This window comes from Campylobacter sp. CN_NE2 (assembly GCF_027797465.1).
GTDB lineage: Bacteria > Campylobacterota > Campylobacteria > Campylobacterales > Campylobacteraceae > Campylobacter_B.
Window position 1 is genome coordinate 907,270 of record NZ_CP115608.1, and the last position, 20,884, is coordinate 928,153.

Genomic DNA, 20,884 nt, shown 5'->3' on the forward strand with positions numbered 1-20,884 from the left:
ATTTTTCGAGCTGTGAAGCTAAAATCACACAAGGCTAGACAATAAAGTCTGCCGTAGCGTGATTTTAGCGAACTCTCGGAAAACAAGCGAAGCGGTGCGACGCAGTCGCAGGTTTCCTTGAAAAGAGCAAAAAAGACAAGCCGTAAAAAGCCTAAAAACGCATTTCGTAGAAAAGTAGTGGTGGTTCTAAATTCGCATGATTAAAAGAAAATGCAGAAATTTTTGGAATTTTGTGTCTTCTTAGGCAACCCAAAGTGCGATTTTTGAAAACGCAGTTGCAGTGAAATGCCCCGCCAAGAGTAAGTGCAAAGAAAATGTGTGAAATAAAAAAATCAAATTTGGTTATAAAAACTCCGCCTGAACGAACGAATTTATTAAAATCTTTTGCAGCCTTGCAACATGGGACAAGCCATTGCTTTTCCTTTTTTTGAAAAAATACTTTGGGATTTTACACAATTTTTCATTTATAAATTCTTAAAATTTTCAATTTTTTTTACGCGATAAATCCACTAGCGATGACTCTGTCAAATTTATCATAAAATACCGCCAACTGACCACTTGCGATGCCGTTTGCAGGTTCGTTTAAATAAACTTTTACGCCGTTTTCACAGCTACCCGAAATTTGCAAATTTGCACGAATTTTAGGGCTTCGGTAACGAATTTTGACGAAAATTTCATCGGTTTTTAAAATTTCATCGATACTTAAAAAATTATTGAAATTTATCGTGCTAAATTCGTGGCTTTCGAGCTCATTTTTTTTGCCGACAATGATTTCATTTTTTTGCGAATTAATCCCCAAAACAAAATGCGGATCGTGTGCGCCGTCAATGCGAAAACCCCGTCTTTTGCCAATCGTATAGTGCATATAACCACTATGTGTGCCGATGATTTCGCCATTTGAGTTTAAAACCATGCCCGGCAAATCTGTTTGCATGAAATCCTTTAAAATATCGATATAGCTATTTTCCACAAAGCAAATTTCGCTACTTTCCTTTGCTCCTGCGATTTCGCTAAGCTCGGGATAATTTCTAGCTTCGTTTTTTATGTCGCTTTTTAGGCTTTCTCCGAGCGGGAAAATCATCGATTTTAAGGCATCTGGATCAACATTTGCCAAAAAATAGCTTTGATCTTTACTTAAATCAAGCGCAACCTTAATAAGCCCGTTTTCAAGCCTTGCATAATGCCCTGTGGCTAGTTTTTCGCAACCTTGCAAACGAGCAAATTCCAAAAGTTTTCCAAGCTTTATATGTCGGTTACACAAAGCACACGGATTTGGCGTTTTGCCATTTTTATACGCTTCGATAAATGGCATAAAAACGCTTTTTTCAAATTCCCCTTGTAAATCCAAAATATGCGTTTTTATCCCTAAAAATTCGCCCACTTTTCGCACTTTTGCGATATTTTTTTCGTGGTAAGCTTCGTTTTTATGCAGTTTCATATACGCACCAACGACTTCATGACCTGCGTCTTGGAGTTTTTTTGCGGTAATGGAGCTATCGACGCCGCCACTAAGAGCAACTAGAATTTTCACTTTTTTTCCTTTTTTTTTGGTATTGAATTCAGCCTAGCTTTTCCGAGCGTTCGCAAATTTCTCCTTCGATAGGCAAACAAGCCTTATCTCAGTCGAAATTTGCTTTACAACTCGAAAAATCGTCGGCATAAGTATATTAAATTTGCAAATTTACAAAATTTGCAAAAACCATAAATTTAAAAAACTATCTAAATTTGAAAAACAAAAAACTAAGGCGAAGTATTTTTTAGCTATTTTTCGAGCTGTGAAGCTAAAATCACACAAGGCTAGACAATAAAGTCTGCCGTAGCGTGATTTTAGCGAACTCTCGGAAAACAAGCGAAGCGGTGCGACGCAGTCGCAGGTTTCCTTGAAAAGAGCAAAAAAGACAAGCCGTTAAATTTCTTCTTTTTTTAACGCCAGTTTAACATCACTAATGATTTCTTCTACACTATCAACTAGCTTAAAAAGTTCCAAATTCTCTTCGCTTATGGTTTCGTGTTTCAAAAACGACTTTTTGAAAAATTCTACCAAAGGCGCATAAAATTCAGTGTCATATAGATAAATTTTGCATTTGCTTTTAAAACCGACTTGGATCAAAACCAAAAGCTCAAAAAGCTCATCCATCGTCCCAAATCCGCCCGGAAAAATGACAAAAATCTTGCTTTTATTCATAAGTGCATATTTTCGCAACGCAAATGCCGAAAACTGAATATTTTTCGTGGCGTATTTATTGCTGCTTTGTTCAAACGGCAAAAATATATTTAAACCATAACTAAGCTCAGGATTAATTTCATGAGCGCCACGATTGGCAGCTTCCATTATACCGCCGCCACCACCAGTCATAACGGCATAATCCATCTTCGCAAATTCACTTGCTAACTTTCTAGCATCTTTGCAATAGCGATTTCGTCCGTCAAACCTAGCAGAACCGAAAATAGTAACACTTTTGTGCGTAAAATCTAAAATTTCATTTACGCTTTTTATATCTTTTAAAATTTTTTTTACTTCCATTTTAAACTTTCTATACCAAATTGCTTAGTTTATTCAAAAGACCTTTTATGCCTTTTGATTTTCTTATATCAAGCCCTTTAAAACCCATTTTTATAAGCAACCTAGAAGCGATTTGCTTTAACTCAAAACTTGGGTTTGAATACTCAAATTCTTCACACATTAACGACCTTTTTTGAGCGCAAATCGGCACAATGCTACTTTTTTTAATAAAGCCTAAAAGGTTTAAATTTAAAGATGTTTTTATGTTGTTTTTGGCTACTTTTTTTATATTTTCGAAAATCAAAACCGCCTCTTCTTCATTTTTGACCGAATTTACTATAAAAACAAAATCGTTTTTGAATTTAGATCCCAATTTTATCATCGAATACGCATCGCTTATGGCCGCCGGTTCTCTTAGCGTAACCACGATATTTTCATCGGCAAATTTCATGCCATTTAGCACACTTTGCGAAATTCCACTTGCCATATCGACAATAAGAAAATCAAAAATTCCGCTTTCGCTAAAATTTGAAAAAAACTCTTTTGCGAAATTTTCATCTGCAAATTTATCAAATTCGCTTCCGCCCGTTGCAACAAAAAATAAATTCGGCTTTATTTCATCAAAAATATCTTCAAATTCGCACTCGCCTAATAAAAAATTTGATAAATTTAAACTATTTTTTGCGTTTATTATTATGTCTAAATTTGGCAAATCTGAAACTTCCAAAAGTGCCGTTTTGTAGCCATTTTCAGATAAAATGTAAGCTAAATTTGCAGCTATTTGGCTTTTTCCGACTCCGCCTTTGCCGCTTGTTAAAGCTATTATTTTCGTCATCTCATAAGTCCTAGCGGTAAAATTACGCTTATTCGCTCATTTACGCCGTAATGCGGTAAAATAAGCCTTGGCGATTTTCTAACCTTTTTATCAAAATACAAAATATCCAAATCAAGCGTTCTTGGGGCGTTTTTAAAGCTTCTTTTGCGACCGAATTTAAGCTCATATCGTTGCATGATTTTTAGCGTCGTATTCGGGCTTAGCGAAGTTTGCACAAACATAACGGCGTTTAAAAAATCATCTTGCTTAGTGTAGCCAAAAGCTCTGTTTTTCAAAATCACTGAGTTTTGCGTCACAAAAAATCGTTTGTCGTTTTTTAAATTCATAAAAAATTTCTCAAAACGCTTTTTTACATTGCCGATATTTCCGCCGATTCCAAGCACAAATTCGCCCTTAAAATAGCGTTTTTTAGCCCTAAAAAATGGAAAAAACGAACTTTTTATAAATTTAATCGCATCGCTAAATTCGTAAAAATCGTTATTTTTGATAGTTAAATTCATAGTATCTCGCACCCATTTTTCGTAACCACGACGACATCTTCGATTCTTACGCCAAATTCATCTTGCAGATAAATCCCCGGTTCTACGCTAAAAACCATGCCCTCTTGCAAAATAGTCTTGCTTTTTGAATTTATCACAGGAAATTCGTGTATATCGATACCTACGCCGTGCCCCGTGCTATGAAAAAACTCTTTTTCAAATCCGCATTTTTTTATAAATTCTCTTGCGGCAAAATCCACTTCGTTAGCTAAAATTCCCGGTCTTATCGCTTTTATGGCTAAGCTTTGCGCTTCTTTGACGATTTCATAAATTTCTTGCATTTTTGAATTTGTAAATTTCTGCTCTTTTGAGAATTTTAAATTTCCGTCATACAAAGCCGTTCTAGTTCGATCAGAGCAGTATCTTTTAAGCTTAACCCCCGCATCAAGCAAAAGCAAATCGCCTTTTTTTAAAGCGTCCCCGCAAGGCAGAGCATGAGCCTTTGCGGCGTTTTTATTAAGAGCGATTATCGGCTCGAAAGAAAGCCCTAGTTCGCCCTTTTTTGTAAAAATCAAATTTGCATTGTAAAAAAGCTCTTTTTCGCTTAAATTTTCGCCGTTTTTATTCAAAAAATTTGCAAATTCGTCAAAACACTCAGCCCCAAATTTAGCCGCCCCTTTTAAAATTTCAACTTCGTCGGCACTTTTGATAATGCGTTTTTCTTTGCTAAAAAAAGGCTTTGGCGTGAATTTTATATGCAAATTTTCGCTTAAAAGTTTAAAATCAGCATAGCTAAAATCGTTTGGATCAAAAACTAAATTTTTTGCGCCCAACCGCCTAAGCAAGAGCCTAGCTTCTTTTATCAAAGGACGAGCGACTACGATAACTTCGGCATTAGCGATGTTTTCCCTTGCTTCTATGCCGTATCTTGCGTCGGTCAAAAAAAACGCCTTTTCGCCCACTCGCAAAAAAATTTCGTTATCGCAACTATAACCGCATTCGTAAAATACGGCGTTTTCGTCCTTTAAAATATAATTCATTTCTCTTCGTTTTGTGCAGCTTGAAGTGCTTTTATTTGTTCAAAAATTTGAAACATTCCCATTAACGCAAGGTGGTATCCAACAGGCCCAAAGCCGATGATTTGACCAGCCGTAACAGGTGCGATAAGGCTTTCTTTTCTAAATTCTTCTCTTCTAGCGATATTTGAAATATGCACTTCGATTGTAGGAAGTGCAACCGCAGAAATAGCGTCTCTAATGGCGATTGAAGTGTGCGTATAAGCAGCAGGATTTATAATGATACCGTCAGCCGTGCCAAGGCATTCTTGAATTTTATCCACGATTTCGCCTTCGAAATTGCTTTGAAAAAATTCAATCTCAATCCCTGCTTGATCTGCGGCAGCTTTCATTTGTTTGTGAATATCTTCCATTTTCATTCTGCCGTAAATTCCTGGTTCTCTAAGTCCTAGCATATTGATATTTGGTCCTTGAATTACCATAACTTTCATTTTTGTGTCCTTTTTTTGAAAAAATTTATTGCGATTATAGCCAAAGCTAACTAAATTCTTGCTATAATCACAATTTGGAGTAAAAAATGAAAATTTTAAAAGCAAAATATCTACTTTTATGCGATGAAAAATTTACGATTTTACAAGATAAATCAGTCGTTTTTGACGAAAAAATCATCGAAATTTGCGAATTCAAAGAAGCGTTAAAAAAATATCCAAATTCGCAAATTTACGATTTTTCAAATGACATTGTGCTTCCTGCTTTTATCAACACGCACACGCATTTGGAATTTAGCGCAAACGCCACGACTTTGATTTACGGCGATTTTATAAAATGGGTCGGCAGTATTGTTAAAAGCCGCTCAAAACTTTCGAAAAAAGCAACGCAAAATTTGATTGCAAAGCAAATCAAAATCATGCAAAAAAGCGGCGTCGGCACTATCGGCGAGATTTCTAGCTTTGGCATAGAGGCTGAAATTTGCGCTAAAAGTGGGGCAAGATTTGTCTTTTTTAACGAAGCTTTGGGAGCAAATGAAAGTGTCGTAGAAGCGAATTTTGCAAATTTTATGGCTAGATTTGAAAATTCGCAAAAATTTAAAAGCGATATGTTTATTCCTGCTGTTTCAGTGCATTCGCCCTACTCCACACACCCAAATTTAATTAAAAAAGTTTGCGAATTTGCTAGGCGTGAAAATTTGGTAATCTCAACCCATTTTTTAGAGAGTTCGCACGAGAAAAAGTGGCTTGAAAGCGGCACGGGCGAGTTTAAAAAATGGCTTTTAAATTTTAACAAAAATCCAAAACCATTTTATACGCCTAGCGAATTTATCGCCCATTTTAAGGGCATTAAAACGCTTTTTACCCATTGTGTTTGGGCTGATGATTTTTCGCATTTTGACCCTGCCCTGCACTCGGTTACGACTTGCGTTCGCTCAAATAGACTTCTTAGTAAAAAAAGACTAAATTTAAGTAAAATATTAAATTCAAATTTAAATCTAAATATCGGCACGGACGGGCTTAGCTCAAATTTAAGCCTAAATTTTTTAGACGAATTAAGAGCAAATTTATTTATGCACGAAAATATCGCCATTGAAAAACTAGCGCGAATTTTGCTCTACTGCGCCACGAACGGCGGTGCAAAAGCTCTTGGACTAAATTTAGGTAGTATCGAAAAAGGCAAAATCGCAGATTTCGCAATTTTTAAGGGCTTTGAAGTGGCGAATTTAAGCCAACTTCCACTGCAACTAATCTTACAAAGCAAAAACGCAAAAGAACTATTTATTAAAGGACAAAAATGCAATTTTTAAAGAAAATTTTCACCCCGATTACGGCGACACTCACATTTATCGGCAAACATTTTAAGGCTTTGCTATTTTTATTGATTGTCTATATCATTTTCTTTTCGGGCGAAAGCGTTCAAAATTCAAACGCAAATTTGGTTGAGATAGAGTTAAAAGGCGAAATTATCGACGCTACTGAAATTTTAGAAAAAATAGACGAAGCAAGTAAAAATGACGCTATAAAGGGTGTCTTGCTAAATATCGATAGTCCCGGTGGCGCACTTAGTCCAAGCGTAGAAATTTCAGAAGCGATAAAATCGCTAAATTCGCAAAAGCCCGTCGTAGCCTACGCAAGTGGAACAATGGCAAGCGGGAGTTTGCTAAGTGGAATTTGGGCAGAAAAAATTTATGCAAACAAAGGGAGCTTCATCGGCTCAATCGGCGTGATTATGCAAGGATTTGACATTTCAAATTTGGCTAACAAAATCGGTGTCGGCGAACAAGTCGTAAAGGCAGGTGAGTTTAAAGAAGCAGGAACAATGATGCGAAAATGGAGCGAAAAAGAGCGCGAAAGTTTGCAAAATTTGGTTAATAAAAGCTATGAATTTTTCGTTGGCGAAGTGGCAAGTGCTAGAAAACTTGACGCAAATAAAAGCGACGAGTGGGCAAACGCAAGGGTGTTTTTGGCTGATGATGCTTTGCATTTGGGCTTGATCGACGGAATTTCAAGCCACAAAGAAGCAAAAATCGCACTTGAAAAATTAAGCGGTGTTGCGTTGCCGATTTGGCAGGAGCTGCCACCGTATGAAAAAATGCTAAATAAGCTCACAGCCAAAGGCGAAATGATGATAAGGTCGCTTTTGAGCGCAAAAATAATGGCGAAGTGATTTTTAAAAAATATTCAAGACAGAGTGGGCGTAGTAATTTAAAAAATTTCAGGCTTTTAAGCGTAACACACTTTTTCGTGCGTAAGCTTATAAGGCGTGGAATTTTTTAATTTAATCCGTCAGGTATGGGAAATTAGCTCATACCAGCCGTATTCGTCGCTATCAAATTTGGCTGTGAAAAGTGGCTTAAATTTCAAATCGCTTCTAAAATTTTCGCCAGTTTTGAGCGAATTTGAGCGGAAAAACAGAAATAAATTTACTTTATCGGCGATTTCATTTAGCAAATTTTGCCCGCCTTCTATCATCACTAAGCCTGAATTTAAGGCTGTTTTCAAATCATTTGTGATTTGCACATTTCGATTCGCAACGCCAAAAAGCGGAATAGTTTTATCAAACTCTCGTTGCCTAGAATAGATAAAAATATCTGGATTTTTTCCGCTTAAAATCAGCCTAGTATCGAGCTTCGGGCGATCTGTGCGCACGGTATTTCCGCCGATAAGCAAAGCGTCGCAAACATTGCGTAAATAGTGCGAAAATGTGCGAGATTTTAAATTTGAAATTTCGCCCGTAATCACGCCGTTTGCAGAAAATGCGAGTTTAAAAAAGCTAAAATTCCCGCCATTTTGCCACTGCAAAAACGGCTTTAAAAGCGCGTCGCACTCGTCTTTTAAAACACCAAATTCCACTTCCACGCCACTTTGCGCTAAGATTTCGCCACCGCCACTAGCTTTTTCGTTTAAATCCGCCACGCCGATTACGACTTTTTTAAAGCCTAAATTTTTAAGTAAAAGGGCACATGATGGCGTTTTGCCGATATGGGCGCAGGGTTCGAGCGTAACAAAAGCAGTGGCATTTTTAAGTAAATTTGCGTGATTTTTTAGGATAAATTCATAAACGAAATTTGCATTTAGATTTTTGAACTCTAAAATTTGATTTGCAAAGTGTGATTTTGCGGATACTGCACCGAAATTTTCGAAAAAATCGCCGTAGATTAGATTTTGCGAATTTTTGCAAATTTCGCTCAAATTGACGCCAAATTCGCTTTCATAAATTTGCAAAAATTTATTTAAAAATTCATCGCTTATCTCGCAAAGTGCGACAAAAACAGCGTTTGCTTCGGCGTGTAAGAGTCCAGCTTTTTTATGAGAATTTATACTTAAAATTTTGCCGTGCGTATCGGCTACCACGCACCCCACAGCAGGATTTGGAAAGGTTAAAATTTGATATTTCCACGCTTCATTTAGAGCCAAGCGCATATAAAATTCGTTAGTCATTTTTTTACCTAATTATAATTTGTTAATAAATGCTTCTTAGAATACTGATATAAATATATATCTATAATCAGGCTAACAATCAAGCCAAAACCAAAAAGCAAGATTATAAAATCCATTGAAACTAAAAAAATTCCTTTTGTTACCAAAATATATGCCACTCCGTAATAGATAAAATTTACTATTAAACATTCGTAAAAAATGTAATTTGTTTTACCTACTGAAATTAAAATGGATTGAATAAGCACACAAAAAACATAACAAATATAGAAAGGTAAGCTTTTATATATAATATTTAAAATAATATCTACTTCGTTTGCTTTAATAATATATTCGAACATAAATTTCCACAATGGAATGCTAATCAACCATAATAAAATAATTAATATTGCTAAAATAATATAATTCCAAATTCTTTTATAGCCGTTATAATACTCTCTTTTTATCATTTCACCCATTGACATCACAGGAATAAGAAGCCAACCCCAAATGAAATTATTAGCCAACCAAAAATTTCCCATTTGCGAAACCTGTCCGACCATTTTCATAACCACTGCAATATAAACCAAATTTGCAATAAATACTTGCATTCCAGAAAATATTCCTGTTTTAAACCAATCTTTTATTGCTTCTTTATTTATTCCAGTCCAAGATTTAATTAAATTTTCTCTGTATAAAAGGAAAATTGATACAATAGAGATAATAAAATTAACTAAAATATTTGTAATGGCAACGCCAGTTGCACCATTATTTGGAATTAATAAAATATTACCAATAGACAACATAATGACTTTTATAATTAGTAATGTTACGAAATATTCATATTTTCCTTTTACTACAAAAATGATATATATATATGAACTAATAAATCCTATAATAAAACCAAATGTTTCTAATTTCAAATAATCTATGCTTTCTTTTGGAGCATTCATATATGAAATTAAATTTGTTGCATAAAAATATATAACACCAGAAATACAAAGATATAAAATAAAAGCTATTATAAAAGTCGTATTTATTCTACTAGACATCTCGATATTATCTTTTGCCTTATTAAATACAAAATACATAGGCACTGTCAAAAAAGCCAAAATTGTTTCATTGAAAAGATCAAACCACTCTATTTGACTAGCAATACTAAATTCATTTCCACCTATACTACTAATAAGCCTATCGATTACTAATTGATTAATGCTGGGAATAAAAGAAAAAATCATTAACGATAAAAATAAAAAATATTCTTTCTTTGTAAATGCTTGCTCTAATATTTGCTTTTTTATACTTTTACCAAACAAAATATTATCCATTATTTTATTTTATAACAAAGCTCTACCACTCAATATAAGTTTTCGCCTTTTTTATATCGCTAAATTTAATGCAAATTTCGCCGTCAGTAGTATCTAAGTATAAATTTTGATCTTCGAATTTAAGGATTTTTCCGCAAATTTTATCTTTTTCGCTCGTGGTTATTTTGACTAACTCGCCCACGCTTTTGCTAAAATGCTCTATTTTGCTTAGTTTGCGCTCTAACCCCGGGCTTGATACTTCTAAAAAATACTCGCCCGAAACAGGCGGTTCGACATCGAAAATCGGCGATAAAATGCGACTTAGTCTTTCGCAGTCTTCCAAGCTCACGCCACCTTGCTTAGTCACAAAAACTCTATAAATCGTTTTGCCGTTTTCGCTAGCTGTTTCGCAATCGTAAAATTCCAGCCCACACTCGCTGGCAAGGGCGTTTAAATCAACCATTTTTATTTAAATCCTTACTAATTTTTTCAAACAAATCGTCCATTTTGTTTTGGTATTCGAGCCTATCGTCGAATTTGAAGTGAAGCGCAGGTGAGCGAAACCAGCCCTCAGCTTCCATGCAATGGTTTTGGATAAAACGGCTTACTTTTTTGAGTTTTGCCAAGATTAGCTCTTGCTCCCTTTCGTCTAAGCCCATTTTATCGAGATATACAAAGGCATCATAGCGTCCTCTTTTGCACTCGACATCGGTTACGCAAAGCCCGTGCAAAAACTCATCATCAAGCTGCGATAAAGCCTGTGGAATCAGCTCTTTTAGGACACTTGCGGTTCGTAGTCGTCTAACTTCGTGAGCGTTCATAAATCACCTTTATAGCGTAGCTTGTTCTTCTTTTTCTTTGAAGCTTTCGATGAAATCCCCAACGCGCATATCATTGTATCCGTCTATGCCAACACCGCATTCAAAGCCTTTTGCCACCTCTTTTGCGTCATCTTTAAAGCGTTTTAGTGAGCTTATGTTTCCTTCGAAAACCACCACGCCGTCGCGGATTACGCGGATTTTAGCACCCCTTTGGATAGAGCCTTCTGTAACCATACAACCTGCGATTTGTCCGATTTTTGGCACATTTATGACTTGGCGAATTTCAGCTTGACCAAGGTCTTCTTCTCTGATAATCGGGCTCATTAATCCGCCTAAAATCGCCTTAACATCGTCAAGCAAGTTATAAATGACATTGTAAGTTTTTATCTCAACGCCGCGTTCTTTGGCTTTTTCTTTGACTTCGCCTGTCGGGCGAATATTAAAGCCCAAAATCACACAGTTTTCACTAGCACTTGCTAGCCCCACATCGTTTTGCGTGATACCGCCAACGCCTGAGTGTATGATATTTACCTTAACTTCGTCGTTGCGAAGTTTTTCTAAACTTGATTTGATAGCTTCAAGAGAGCCCACCACATCGGCTTTTACGATAACAGGAAGCGATTTTAACTCGCCCTCTGCGATTTTTGCGCTTAGCTCGTCGATTGTAACCTTTGTAGATTTTGATAGCTCTTTTTGGCGTTGGTGCTCGTAAATTCGGCTCGCATACTCTCTTGCTTCTTTATCGCTATTTACGCCAATTAGCGTTTCTCCGGCTTCTGGAACTTCGCTAAGACCGATGATGACACCACACTCACCCGGAGCAATCGAGCTTAGCTTTTTGCCTTTATCATCATTTAGGGCTCTAACCTTTCCATACGCCACACCTGCTACGACCGTATCACCCACTTTTAGTGTGCCGTTTTGGACAATGACGGTAGCAACCGGACCACGACCCTTTTGAAGTGAGCTTTCTATAATGGTTGCTTTTGCTTGGCGAGTTTTGTCGGCTTTTAATTCAAGCAAATCGGCTTGAAGCAAGACGATTTCAAGTAAATCTTCAATTCCCATACCTGTTTTAGCTGAAATCGGCACAAATTCATAGCTTCCGCCCCACTCGGTCGGCATTATATCAAGTTCCGCAAGTCCTGTTTTTACCAAATCAGGATTTGCGTTTTCTTTATCCATTTTATTGATAGCGATGATTATCGGCACACCGGCAGCTTTGGCGTGATTTACGGCTTCTTTTGTTTGCGGTTTTACGCCGTCATCTGCCGCAACCACGATGATAACAATGTCGGTAACTTCCGCACCTCTAGCACGCATAGATGTAAATGCTTCGTGTCCAGGGGTATCGATAAATGTGATATTTCGTCCGTTTTTCTCGACCATATACGCACCCACATGTTGCGTGATACCGCCTGCTTCGCCACTTACGACGCGTGAATTTCTAATGAAATCAAGCAAACTAGTCTTTCCGTGATCGACATGTCCCATAATGGTAATTACTGGCGCTCTTGTGGTTAAATTTTCTTCAACTACTTCATCTTCATAAGCCTTGACATAATCGAATTCTTCTGCTTCATTTACGATATTTACCTCAATGCCAAATTCTTCTGCCAAAATCTCAATCGCATCTTCGTCCAAAAAGTCGTTTTTAGTCGTCATCATACCAAGCAAAAATAGCTTTGAAATGATTTCACTAGGCTGTTTTTTGATTTTTTCGGCAAATTCATAAACACGAATTTCTTTTGGGATATTTACAGAAGTTACGCTCTGCTCGTCATCTTTTTTGACGACTTTTTTATGTTTTTTGCGACTTCCACGACTAATGCCTGTATCATTGCCGTAAAACTGCGTTTGCGAACCTTTGTAGATATTTGGTTGATTTTTGGTTTTTGTTTTGTTTTCTACTTGGATAGGCTTAACCGTAAGATCAGGCAAAACTACCATATCTTCATCATCATCGATGACTATATCGGCTAGTTCGTGATCACTTACAAGCTCGATTTTTTGTGTTTCTTCTTTTTTTGTGGCTTGAATTTGCTTTTTCTCTTTTTTCTTTTTCTTCAAATTCATCTCGGCATTTGAAAAAATCGCTTCTAAATTTGCCGTGATTTTCTCAGCTTTTGGCTTTTCGACACTTTGTGGTTGTTTTGATGGAATATTTTCTTCTTCAATATCTTTTTTCTTTTTTACTATCACTAACCCACGGCGTTTTTTAAGACTTTCCATAGCTAGGCTCTCGCCTTTTTCAAAAATGTCGGCTTTTGGTTTTGGATCGATTTTTGGCTCTTCTTTTTGAATTTCTGGTTTTTCGGCTTTTATTTCAGGGGTTATTTCAGGTTCTTTTTTTTCTTGGGTTTGCGGTTTAGGAATTTGGATTTCTTCTACTTTTTCGACCTTTTTTTCTGCTTTGATTTCATCTTTTTTAGCAACTTTTTGGCTAGATTTAGCCGTTTTTTTGCTCTCTTTTGGCTTTTCTTCTTTTTTTGGTTTTTCAGCCTTATCTTTTGCAGGTTTTTCATCTTTTGTGCTTTTTTTAGCGCTTTTTTCTTCTGTTTTTTCTTTTGGTTTTGCACTTTTTTCAGCTTTTGGCGCCTTTGGCTTTGTGGCACTTTGTGGCAAAATCCCTGTTTGTATATACTCATAAATCGCAGCAGCTTCTTCATCGCTTACGACATTTGTTTTGGCTTTTATCTTTTTAAAGCCCATTTCCTGAGCTTTTTGTATGATTTCCTTTGAATCATATCCAAGTTCATCAGCTATCTCTGAAATCTTAACATTCCCCATTTAAAAGCTTCTCCTTCAAATCATCATCATCAAAATTTATCGAATTTAAAAATTTTGATAGTCTTTTTTTATTATTTTTGTCTTTTTGATTTATACATGTGTTGCAGATATAAAAACTTCTACCGCTTTCTTTTTTCACAGCAAATTTGCTAAGCTCGGATTTTTCAAGCCTAACTCTACAAATCACACACATTCTTATCGGTTTATGATCCTTAAACATTAATTATATCTTTTTTTTTCTTAGTTAATTTTAAATCCGCCGTTATCAATATCCAAAATTTCAACTCTAAATTCAGTGAAATTTTCCGATAAAACTTTTTTTAGTCTATCTGCATTATCTTTAAGCGTCAAATTTAAAAACGATGATCCGCTACCTGAGAGCGAACTCATCAAAGCGCCATTTTTGTATGCGATTTCACGCACTTTAAAAAGCTCAGGCAAACTAGCCATGCGAATTTCTTCGTGCATTTTATCGATACAGGCAAGGCGAAGCATTTTATAATCTTGTTTCATAAAACAAGCCGTTAAAAACGAAGCATGAGCTAAATTCGAAACGCACTCTTTCATCGTGTAATTTTTAGGCAATTTTCCGCGAGATTCGTTTGTGCTCATAGGCTTATTTGGGATTACCACAACCGCTTTTATATCAGGTGAAATTTCGCATTTTTGGCAATAAACTTTGCCGTTATCAACAATAGAGCTTACAAAACCACCATGCACGGCAGGAGCGATATTATCAGGGTGATTTTCGTATTCTAAGGCAAGATTTAAAATTTTACTTCTATCTACGCTAAATCCACACATCTCATGTGCTGCTGCGATAGCTCCGACAATCACGGCTGAACTTGAACCAAGACCACGCGAAAATGGGATATTATTTTGAAAAACAAAACGAAAATTTGCCTGATTTGACGAAAGTTTTGAATAAATTTCTCTAAAAATATTCAAAAAAGAGTTGTTTTTTCTAAGCGAAATTTTCTCGCTTCCTTCTCCACAAAGTGAAACAGAAGTTACCTTTTGTTCGGTAATTTCAACGACATTAAAAAGCTCTAAGCTAAGACCAAGGGCGTCAAATCCCGGTCCTAAATTTGCACTAGTAGCTGGAATTTTGATAATCAATTTCTCTCCTAAACGGCACCGATAATGTAATTTGGTAGTATATCACTATTTTTATTTAAATTTGATAAAGTTTGTGGTAGCTCAAACGCTTTTGGCTCACATTTTTCTAGCACGATTTCGCCGTCATGATATACAAAACTTAAATTTTTATTTGCTCTAATGGGGCTAAAATTATTTAATTCAAATCCGCTAATCGCAAATAACGGAAAATTTAGCGCAGTCGAGAGTGTCTTTAAGATGACATAGCTTAGTTTTATCCCCATAAAACTACCCGGAGTGTTTGCGTAAATCACGCTTTTAATCTCATAAATTTGCAAAATTTCATCAAATTTAGAGATTAGAAAATCTCCTGCTTTTTCGTTTTCATCGCTAACAAATTTTTGGATTAAATTTCCGTTTTCGTAAATTCCAATCAAAACGGGCGTTGTAAGGGCAACAACGAGAATTTCAACTTGTTTTATGAGTGCGACCTTATGCAAAAACTTTTGAGTAGGCTCTAACGATTTCTTCATTCAAGCTTACGATTTCGTAGTTTTTAGCGTCGCTAAATACGGCTTTTGTAAGCTTGTGATTTAAATCATGACTTCCTGCGTAAGCTGTATAATCGCCCAAAATCGGTGCGCCCATTAAAGATAAATCGCCGATAGCGTCTAAAATTTTGTGGCGGACAAATTCGTTCTCAAAACGCAACCCTTCTGGGTTTAAAATTCTTGTATCATCGATGACAACGGCATTTTCTAGGCTTCCACCAAGTGCTAAATTCATCGAGCGAAGCATTTGAACATCTTTTAAAAATCCGAAAGTTCTAGCTCTGGCGATCTCTTTTAGATAATTTTTTTTGCCGAATTCAAAAACGAAATTTTGTCTTCCGATTAGCGGGTGCGAAAATTCAATCGTATAATCAAATTTAGGATTTTTGCTTGGGCTTAACCTAACAAATTTATCATTTTCTCTTACTTCTACGCTTTGTTTTATAATGATTGCTTTTTTATCTTCGTCAAGCTTTTTCGTTCCTGCTTCATCAAGTAGCATACAAAAACTTATCGCACTTCCGTCCATAACAGGGATTTCATTTGCATCGACAATGATTCTTATGTTGTCGATTCCGTAGCTATTTATCGCACTTAAAATATGCTCGATAGTCGAAACGAAGCCTTTTTCATTTCCCACGACCGTCGCCATTTGCGTATTTACGACATTTTGGGGTGCGGCTTTGAAACTAACGCCCAAATCGCTTCTATAAAATACAATTCCACTATCAGCTTCGAGCGGTTCAAGAATAAGTTTTATAGGTTCGCCTTTGTGAAGACCGATTCCAACGCCTTCAACTCGCTTAGCTATGGTGATTTGTTTCAAATTTCGTTTCCTTTTAAAAATTTCGCCAAACATTATACCAAAATTTGGTTAATAAATTATTTTTCGCCATTTATAGTTTTTTTCGCATTTTCTAAAATATCAAAAATATTATCTTTCATCCATTTTGGATCCATCCACTCTTCTGGTCTAGTTTCAACGCCTTGAACGATAGTTCCAAAATGCAAATGATCGCCAAAAGCAAAGCCGGTTGCGCCGGTATTTCCCAAAATATCGCCCGGTTTTACCTGATCTCCAATGCTGACATTTGAGCTTGTGCAGTGAGCGTAAATTCCATACAAGCCAAATCCGTAATAAACAACGATATTTAGCCCGTAAATTCCGTTTTCTGTCGTTTCTACAACCACGCCGTAATTACTCTCTATGATAGGAGCTGCCGCCGTGCTAGCAAGATCTAGCCCCATGTGCCACGATTCGCTTAAATTTTCCCCTTGCCAAGAGTAAATTCTATGATCGCCGTAACTTGCCACGGCTGCTGCATTTTTAAGCGGTGAAAATGGTCGAATTTCAAATTTATCAAATTTTTTTTCATGGATTTTCGAAGTTGCTTTTTTGATAAATTTGCCGTTTTCTTCACGCAAAACTTCATTTACAAATTTAAATTTATCAATCCCTTCTAATTTGCTAGGGTTTTGTGCGTAAATTTCGACTAGTTCGCTAACTTTTCCGTCAATGAATTTTTGCGTTAAAGCTATATTTGAGACCTTATAATTTTTATCTTGGTAAAAATAGTGAATTTGCGAATTTGAGAGATTTCCTGCCTTATCGGTAGCAACGACATCTGCTCTAAATTCGTCCAAATTTGCCGGCCACGCTATCAAAGCAGCGTAAAATCCGTCTTTTTCAAAAGGCAGGGCAGAAAATTCTTTTCCGTAATTTGTGCGCACAAAAACGCGATCTAGCATTTCATCGCCAGCCTTAAAAACCACGACCGCAGCACCACCTTTTGTGATTTTATAAGATTGGTTTATAATGCTGATTGTTGGTTTTTTATTATCGACGATTATTTTTGAAGTTGCTTTACTTTCGTTGCCAAGCGTGAAATTCCACTTGCTAATATCGCTAATAGCGACTTCTAGGTCATAGTTGGCATTATTATTTAAAATTAAATTTTTTGGAAATTCAAGCGAAATTTCTAACTCTTTTTGCGTAATGCCGTATTCTTCGTCTTTTAAAGCGATTTTTTTATCATTATCTATCAAATTTACAACTACTTTTTTTATGCCAGTATCGTCGCTAACTTTAAATTTCAAAGGCGAAGTCAAATTCCAATAAATTTGATTTTCAAGCTCGATTTTAGGCGGATTTTGTTCCAACAAAGGTGAAGTAAAAATTTTAAAAATTCCAAAAACAACCAACCCTAAAAGTGCCAAAAGCGCAACAAATTTAAATTTACTTCCGTCATTTCGTCTATAACTTCTTCTCATAAAAATACCTTATTTTTTTAATCGTGTGATTTTACAAAACTTAGTTTAATTATCGGTAAATTTGGCAAATTTAAGTGCCAAATTTAGTGAATTTTCGCAAAAATTTAGATAATATCTCGCAGTTTTCTTGCTTCATACATCCATTTTTGCAAATCGTCCCATTTTTCATCTTTTATCATATCGGTGCAAATTTTTAACTCTTTTTCAAAATTTTCAATCGAATTTAACAAATTTGATTTATTTTGCTTGAAAATATCAACCCACATTTCAGGGCTTGATTTAGCGATTCTTGCCATTCCTGTAAAACTTCCACCTGCTAAATTTATGATATTTCTGCGATTTTCTTCTTTTAAAACGCTATTGACTAGCGAATAGCTTATGGCGTGCGGTAAATGCGATATTAGACCTACATGGTGATCGTGGCTTTTTGCGTTCATAAATACGATTTTCATGCCGACAAAAGAAAAAATTTCAACCGCTCTTTTCATGTGCATTTCCCCGGCGTCCTTATCATCGCAAATGACTACAACGGCGTCTTTTAAAAGCTCTTTAAAAGCAGCTTTTGGACCTGAGTTTTCCGTTCCTGCCATAGGGTGAGCAGCGATAAAATTTGACCTAATTTCGCTCGGACAACTCTCTAAAATCTTAAATTTCGTGCTACCTAAATCGATAATCGTAGTATCGCTTTTGCAATCTTTCAAATTTTGCAAGGTTGAGATAATGGCTTCAACGGGGATTGCCAAAAAAATAACATCGCATTTTTGCTTCATCTCATTGATACTTAAAATTTCATGTACAAGCCCTAAATTTAGGGCAGCCTGCTCGTTTTCTTTTGATAAATCAAAGCCGCTAACGCTACTTACGATTTTTGTGCTTTTTAAACAAAGTCCCAAAGAACCGCCGATAAGACCCAAACCTATGATACCGATTTTCATAAAAATTCCTTAAATTCTTTGTAATTTTAAATTAATTATGGTATTATACGCAAGTTATATTAATTTTTTTTTAGGTAATTATATGAAAAAAAATATTTTTTTACTTTTAACAAGTATTTCTGTGGCACTATCAACACAGATAAAATCCGTAAATTTCGAAGGTTTAAACTACTTGTCCGAAAAGGTTGCACAGGATATTTCAGGACTTAAAGTCGGCGATGTCATCACAGGCGAAAATACAAACGCTGCCATTTCAAATTTATTCGCACAAGGCTATTTTAACGATATTTATGTCAAAGAAAGTGGTGGAAATGTAACAATAGTAGTCGATGAAAAACCTACAATCGCAAAAGTCGATATAGAAAATGTCGTTACTAACGATAGAGATCAAATCATACAACTAATAGGAATAAAAGCAGGACAAATGTATGATGAAGTTGCTGTTTCAAGAGCAAAAGAAAGGGTTAAACAATATTACGAAGCAAAAGGTTTTTTTGATACGGTTGTAGAGACAAAGGCACTTCCTGTGCATGAAAATCAAAAATCGGTCCAAGTCGTATTTATGGTAAATCGTGGCGAAAATATCATCATCGAAAAGGTAAATTTAGTAGGTGCAGATAAACTTGATTATGGCGACATTGAACCTGCGGTTGCAAATAAACAAAGAGAAGTGTTTGGTTGGCTTTGGGGATTTAATGACGGAAAAGTCAAAAGCTTTGAACTTCCAAACGATGCAGCTAGAATTCAAGAAGAATACTACAAAAAAGGCTATTTAGATGCAGAAGTTTCAAATCCAATTTTAAATGCCGATATAAATAGCTACACGGCTGATTTGACATATTATATCACAGAAGGAAATCGTTATAAGGTAGGTAGCGTAGATATAGAAGCTCCAGATGAAGTTGAAATCAATAAAGAAAAAATGATAAAAAGTTTCAAACTAGAATCCGGAGATAAGATGAATTCGGAATTCTTACGCCGCGATATGAAAAAACTTGAAGAAGCTGTTGCCGATCAAGGTTTTGCCTATGTTAGGGTTTTACCTCAAACTAGACAAGATCCAGAAAATAGCATTGTTGATATAAAATATGTAGTTATTCCTGAGCAAAAAGTTTATATACGAAATGTTACCATTTCAGGAAATGATAAAACAGCAGATAAGGTCGTTCGTCGCGAGATGTATTTGACAGAAGGAAATTTATACAGTAGAAGCGACTATGTAGATTCGCTAAATGCTCTAAAACGAACGGGCTATTTTGAAGATGTTGAAATCAAAGAAACAAGAGTAGGCGATAATGAAATCGACCTAGAAGTCGCAGTCAAAGAAGCTCCGACTGGCTCCATCACAGGTGGTGTGGGTTATAGTAGTAGCGACGGCGTTTTACTAAGTGCTGGCATTAGTGATAGAAATGTATTCGGAACCGGATTAAAAGGCGAATTTGCTATTGAAAAAAGTGAAGATTCACTTAGTGGTCGTATTGGGCTGACAAATCCTAGAATCTTTGATAGCGAATATAGTCTTGGCGGAACCATTTATGCAAATGATTATGAATGGGACGATTATAGCGAGAGATCAATCGGCTTTACAGGCACACTTGGTCGAAGAATTGGACGATATACACAAGCTAGTTTAACATATATATTAGAAAGAACTGAAATCGAAGGTTTGGACGCCTATTATGCAGCAGCAGGTTATAGAAACGGAAAAACTATAAAAAGCTCTTTAACTCCATCTATTACTTTTAACAACACGGATGATTATTATCTACCTAGAAGCGGTGCAATTGCAAGTGCCAGTTTAGAATATGCGGGACTTGGCGGAGACATAGAATTTACCAAAGCAAGAGCAAATCTAAACTGGTATTTTGGCATGAAAGATTATATTGATTGGGATATTATTTTTAGATATAAAGCCGCAGCAGGTTATATTTGGAATAATGACAAAAGCAAACTTCCGATTAACGAAAAGCTATTTTTGGGCGGTATGAAAAGTATAAGAGGCTATGATAGTAGAAGCATACCAAAAAGTGAAGTCTGCATTGGCGCGAATCAGTGTAAATTTATTGAAACAGGCGGTATGCAAAGCTTTAACAACTCATTTGAGTTAAGCTTCCCGCTAATTGATAGACTAAAAATGCGTTTGGTTGCATTTTTTGACTATGGTATGATAGGCAATGATAGTTGGGATGAAGAAATTCGTTATAGTGCAGGTGGTGGTTTGGAATGGATGACGCCAATCGGACCACTTCAACTATATCTAGTTAAACCGTTAAATAAAAAACCAAACGACGAAACAAATAGTTTCGAATTTAATATCGGTGCAAGATTTTAAGCTTTCTTAACTCCAAATTCACAGCAAATTTAATATTA

20 protein-coding genes are annotated in these 20,884 nt (G+C 36.0%); 3 read left to right on the plus strand and 17 right to left on the minus strand.

The features are described from left to right. Window positions 1-493 precede the first annotated feature (493 nt). From mnmA to aroQ, 6 genes are all read right to left on the minus strand, one after another. Window positions 494-1,531: a tRNA 2-thiouridine(34) synthase MnmA gene (gene mnmA / locus PF028_RS04455; protein ID WP_270860154.1), complete on the minus strand. Its 1,038-nt coding sequence runs from the start codon at window positions 1,529-1,531 to the stop codon at window positions 494-496. Window positions 1,532-1,906: 375 nt separating this feature from the next. Continuing rightward, on the minus strand, window positions 1,907-2,524 hold the full coding sequence (locus PF028_RS04460) for a TIGR00730 family Rossman fold protein (protein WP_270860155.1): 618 nt from the start codon (window positions 2,522-2,524) through the stop codon (window positions 1,907-1,909). Window positions 2,525-2,534: 10 nt separating this feature from the next. Then, entirely contained in the window at window positions 2,535-3,338 is an 804-nt protein-coding gene (locus PF028_RS04465) for a P-loop NTPase (protein WP_270860156.1), read from the minus strand. Beyond that, complete coding sequence (folK, locus tag PF028_RS04470) at window positions 3,335-3,838, minus strand: 2-amino-4-hydroxy-6-hydroxymethyldihydropteridine diphosphokinase (protein WP_270860157.1); 504 nt, start codon at window positions 3,836-3,838, stop codon at window positions 3,335-3,337. Before folK ends, PF028_RS04465 begins: the two co-directional genes overlap by 4 nt. Then, window positions 3,835-4,857, minus strand: coding sequence for a M24 family metallopeptidase (locus tag PF028_RS04475; protein ID WP_270860158.1), 1,023 nt, complete (start codon window positions 4,855-4,857; stop codon window positions 3,835-3,837). Before PF028_RS04475 ends, folK begins: the two co-directional genes overlap by 4 nt. Further along, a complete protein-coding gene (gene aroQ / locus PF028_RS04480; protein WP_270860159.1) occupies window positions 4,854-5,324 on the minus strand; it encodes a type II 3-dehydroquinate dehydratase in 471 nt (156 codons plus the stop codon). The genes PF028_RS04475 and aroQ overlap by 4 nt, the downstream gene beginning before the upstream one ends. 86 nt (window positions 5,325-5,410) lie before the next feature. Between aroQ and mqnF the strand changes: the two genes are divergently transcribed. Both mqnF and sppA read left to right on the plus strand, forming a co-directional pair. Then, complete coding sequence (gene mqnF, locus PF028_RS04485) at window positions 5,411-6,631, plus strand: aminofutalosine deaminase family hydrolase (RefSeq protein ID WP_270860160.1); 1,221 nt, start codon at window positions 5,411-5,413, stop codon at window positions 6,629-6,631. Next, window positions 6,619-7,491 carry a signal peptide peptidase SppA gene (sppA, locus tag PF028_RS04490; RefSeq protein ID WP_270860161.1) on the plus strand — a complete coding sequence of 291 codons (873 nt, stop codon included), beginning with the start codon at window positions 6,619-6,621 and terminating at the stop codon, window positions 7,489-7,491. Before mqnF ends, sppA begins: the two co-directional genes overlap by 13 nt. Window positions 7,492-7,610: 119 nt before the next feature. Here the strand turns inward: sppA and ribD are convergent, their stop codons facing one another. From ribD to PF028_RS04545, 11 genes are all read right to left on the minus strand, one after another. Continuing rightward, window positions 7,611-8,765 carry a bifunctional diaminohydroxyphosphoribosylaminopyrimidine deaminase/5-amino-6-(5-phosphoribosylamino)uracil reductase RibD gene (ribD, locus tag PF028_RS04495; protein WP_270860162.1) on the minus strand — a complete coding sequence of 385 codons (1,155 nt, stop codon included), beginning with the start codon at window positions 8,763-8,765 and terminating at the stop codon, window positions 7,611-7,613. A gap of 8 nt (window positions 8,766-8,773) precedes the next feature. Beyond that, complete coding sequence (locus PF028_RS04500) at window positions 8,774-10,069, minus strand: MATE family Na+-driven efflux transporter (protein ID WP_270860163.1); 1,296 nt, start codon at window positions 10,067-10,069, stop codon at window positions 8,774-8,776. Window positions 10,070-10,091: 22 nt separating this feature from the next. Next, window positions 10,092-10,511 carry a ribosome maturation factor RimP gene (rimP, locus tag PF028_RS04505; protein WP_270860164.1) on the minus strand — a complete coding sequence of 140 codons (420 nt, stop codon included), beginning with the start codon at window positions 10,509-10,511 and terminating at the stop codon, window positions 10,092-10,094. Next, window positions 10,504-10,869, minus strand: coding sequence for a 30S ribosome-binding factor RbfA (gene rbfA / locus PF028_RS04510; protein WP_270859239.1), 366 nt, complete (start codon window positions 10,867-10,869; stop codon window positions 10,504-10,506). The genes rimP and rbfA overlap by 8 nt, the downstream gene beginning before the upstream one ends. A gap of 9 nt (window positions 10,870-10,878) precedes the next feature. Continuing rightward, window positions 10,879-13,659 (minus strand): translation initiation factor IF-2, encoded by a 2,781-nt coding sequence (infB, locus tag PF028_RS04515; protein WP_270860165.1) that lies wholly within the window; start codon window positions 13,657-13,659, stop codon window positions 10,879-10,881. Beyond that, the gene (locus PF028_RS04520) at window positions 13,646-13,879 is read right to left on the minus strand and encodes a hypothetical protein (RefSeq protein ID WP_270860166.1); all 234 of its coding nucleotides are present in this window, start codon (window positions 13,877-13,879) and stop codon (window positions 13,646-13,648) included. The genes infB and PF028_RS04520 overlap by 14 nt, the downstream gene beginning before the upstream one ends. 20 nt (window positions 13,880-13,899) lie before the next feature. After that, on the minus strand, window positions 13,900-14,778 hold the full coding sequence (thrB, locus tag PF028_RS04525; protein ID WP_270860167.1) for a homoserine kinase: 879 nt from the start codon (window positions 14,776-14,778) through the stop codon (window positions 13,900-13,902). 8 nt (window positions 14,779-14,786) lie between these two features. Further along, a complete protein-coding gene (locus tag PF028_RS04530; protein ID WP_270860419.1) occupies window positions 14,787-15,194 on the minus strand; it encodes a glycoprotease in 408 nt (135 codons plus the stop codon). Window positions 15,195-15,249: 55 nt separating this feature from the next. After that, on the minus strand, window positions 15,250-16,134 hold the full coding sequence (gene lpxC, locus PF028_RS04535) for a UDP-3-O-acyl-N-acetylglucosamine deacetylase (protein ID WP_270860168.1): 885 nt from the start codon (window positions 16,132-16,134) through the stop codon (window positions 15,250-15,252). 56 nt (window positions 16,135-16,190) lie between these two features. Next, window positions 16,191-17,579 carry a M23 family metallopeptidase gene (locus PF028_RS04540; RefSeq protein ID WP_270860169.1) on the minus strand — a complete coding sequence of 463 codons (1,389 nt, stop codon included), beginning with the start codon at window positions 17,577-17,579 and terminating at the stop codon, window positions 16,191-16,193. 104 nt (window positions 17,580-17,683) lie between these two features. Continuing rightward, window positions 17,684-18,514 carry a prephenate dehydrogenase gene (locus tag PF028_RS04545; protein ID WP_270860170.1) on the minus strand — a complete coding sequence of 277 codons (831 nt, stop codon included), beginning with the start codon at window positions 18,512-18,514 and terminating at the stop codon, window positions 17,684-17,686. 82 nt (window positions 18,515-18,596) lie between these two features. Here PF028_RS04545 and bamA point away from each other — a divergent pair, with 82 nt between their 5' ends. After that, window positions 18,597-20,846, plus strand: a complete 2,250-nt coding sequence (gene bamA / locus PF028_RS04550; RefSeq protein WP_270860171.1) for an outer membrane protein assembly factor BamA — start codon at window positions 18,597-18,599, stop codon at window positions 20,844-20,846. Window positions 20,847-20,884: the final 38 nt, after the last annotated feature.

Bases quoted from the DNA above. Each gene is read 5' to 3' on its own strand.
- PF028_RS04460 (WP_270860155.1), bottom strand. From the start codon at position 2,524: ATGGAAGTAAAAAAAATTTTAAAAGATATAAAAAGCGTAAATGAAATT.
- PF028_RS04465 (WP_270860156.1), bottom strand. From the start codon at position 3,338: ATGACGAAAATAATAGCTTTAACAAGCGGCAAAGGCGGAGTCGGAAAA.
- folK (WP_270860157.1), bottom strand. From the start codon at position 3,838: ATGAATTTAACTATCAAAAATAACGATTTTTACGAATTTAGCGATGCG.
- PF028_RS04475 (WP_270860158.1), bottom strand. From the start codon at position 4,857: ATGAATTATATTTTAAAGGACGAAAACGCCGTATTTTACGAATGCGGT.
- aroQ (WP_270860159.1), bottom strand. From the start codon at position 5,324: ATGAAAGTTATGGTAATTCAAGGACCAAATATCAATATGCTAGGACTT.
- mqnF (WP_270860160.1), top strand. From the start codon at position 5,411: ATGAAAATTTTAAAAGCAAAATATCTACTTTTATGCGATGAAAAATTT.
- sppA (WP_270860161.1), top strand. From the start codon at position 6,619: ATGCAATTTTTAAAGAAAATTTTCACCCCGATTACGGCGACACTCACA.
- ribD (WP_270860162.1), bottom strand. From the start codon at position 8,765: ATGACTAACGAATTTTATATGCGCTTGGCTCTAAATGAAGCGTGGAAA.
- PF028_RS04500 (WP_270860163.1), bottom strand. From the start codon at position 10,069: ATGGATAATATTTTGTTTGGTAAAAGTATAAAAAAGCAAATATTAGAG.
- rimP (WP_270860164.1), bottom strand. From the start codon at position 10,511: ATGGTTGATTTAAACGCCCTTGCCAGCGAGTGTGGGCTGGAATTTTAC.
- rbfA (WP_270859239.1), bottom strand. From the start codon at position 10,869: ATGAACGCTCACGAAGTTAGACGACTACGAACCGCAAGTGTCCTAAAA.
- infB (WP_270860165.1), bottom strand. From the start codon at position 13,659: ATGGGGAATGTTAAGATTTCAGAGATAGCTGATGAACTTGGATATGAT.
- PF028_RS04520 (WP_270860166.1), bottom strand. From the start codon at position 13,879: ATGTTTAAGGATCATAAACCGATAAGAATGTGTGTGATTTGTAGAGTT.
- PF028_RS04540 (WP_270860169.1), bottom strand. From the start codon at position 17,579: ATGAGAAGAAGTTATAGACGAAATGACGGAAGTAAATTTAAATTTGTT.
- PF028_RS04545 (WP_270860170.1), bottom strand. From the start codon at position 18,514: ATGAAAATCGGTATCATAGGTTTGGGTCTTATCGGCGGTTCTTTGGGA.
- bamA (WP_270860171.1), top strand. From the start codon at position 18,597: ATGAAAAAAAATATTTTTTTACTTTTAACAAGTATTTCTGTGGCACTA.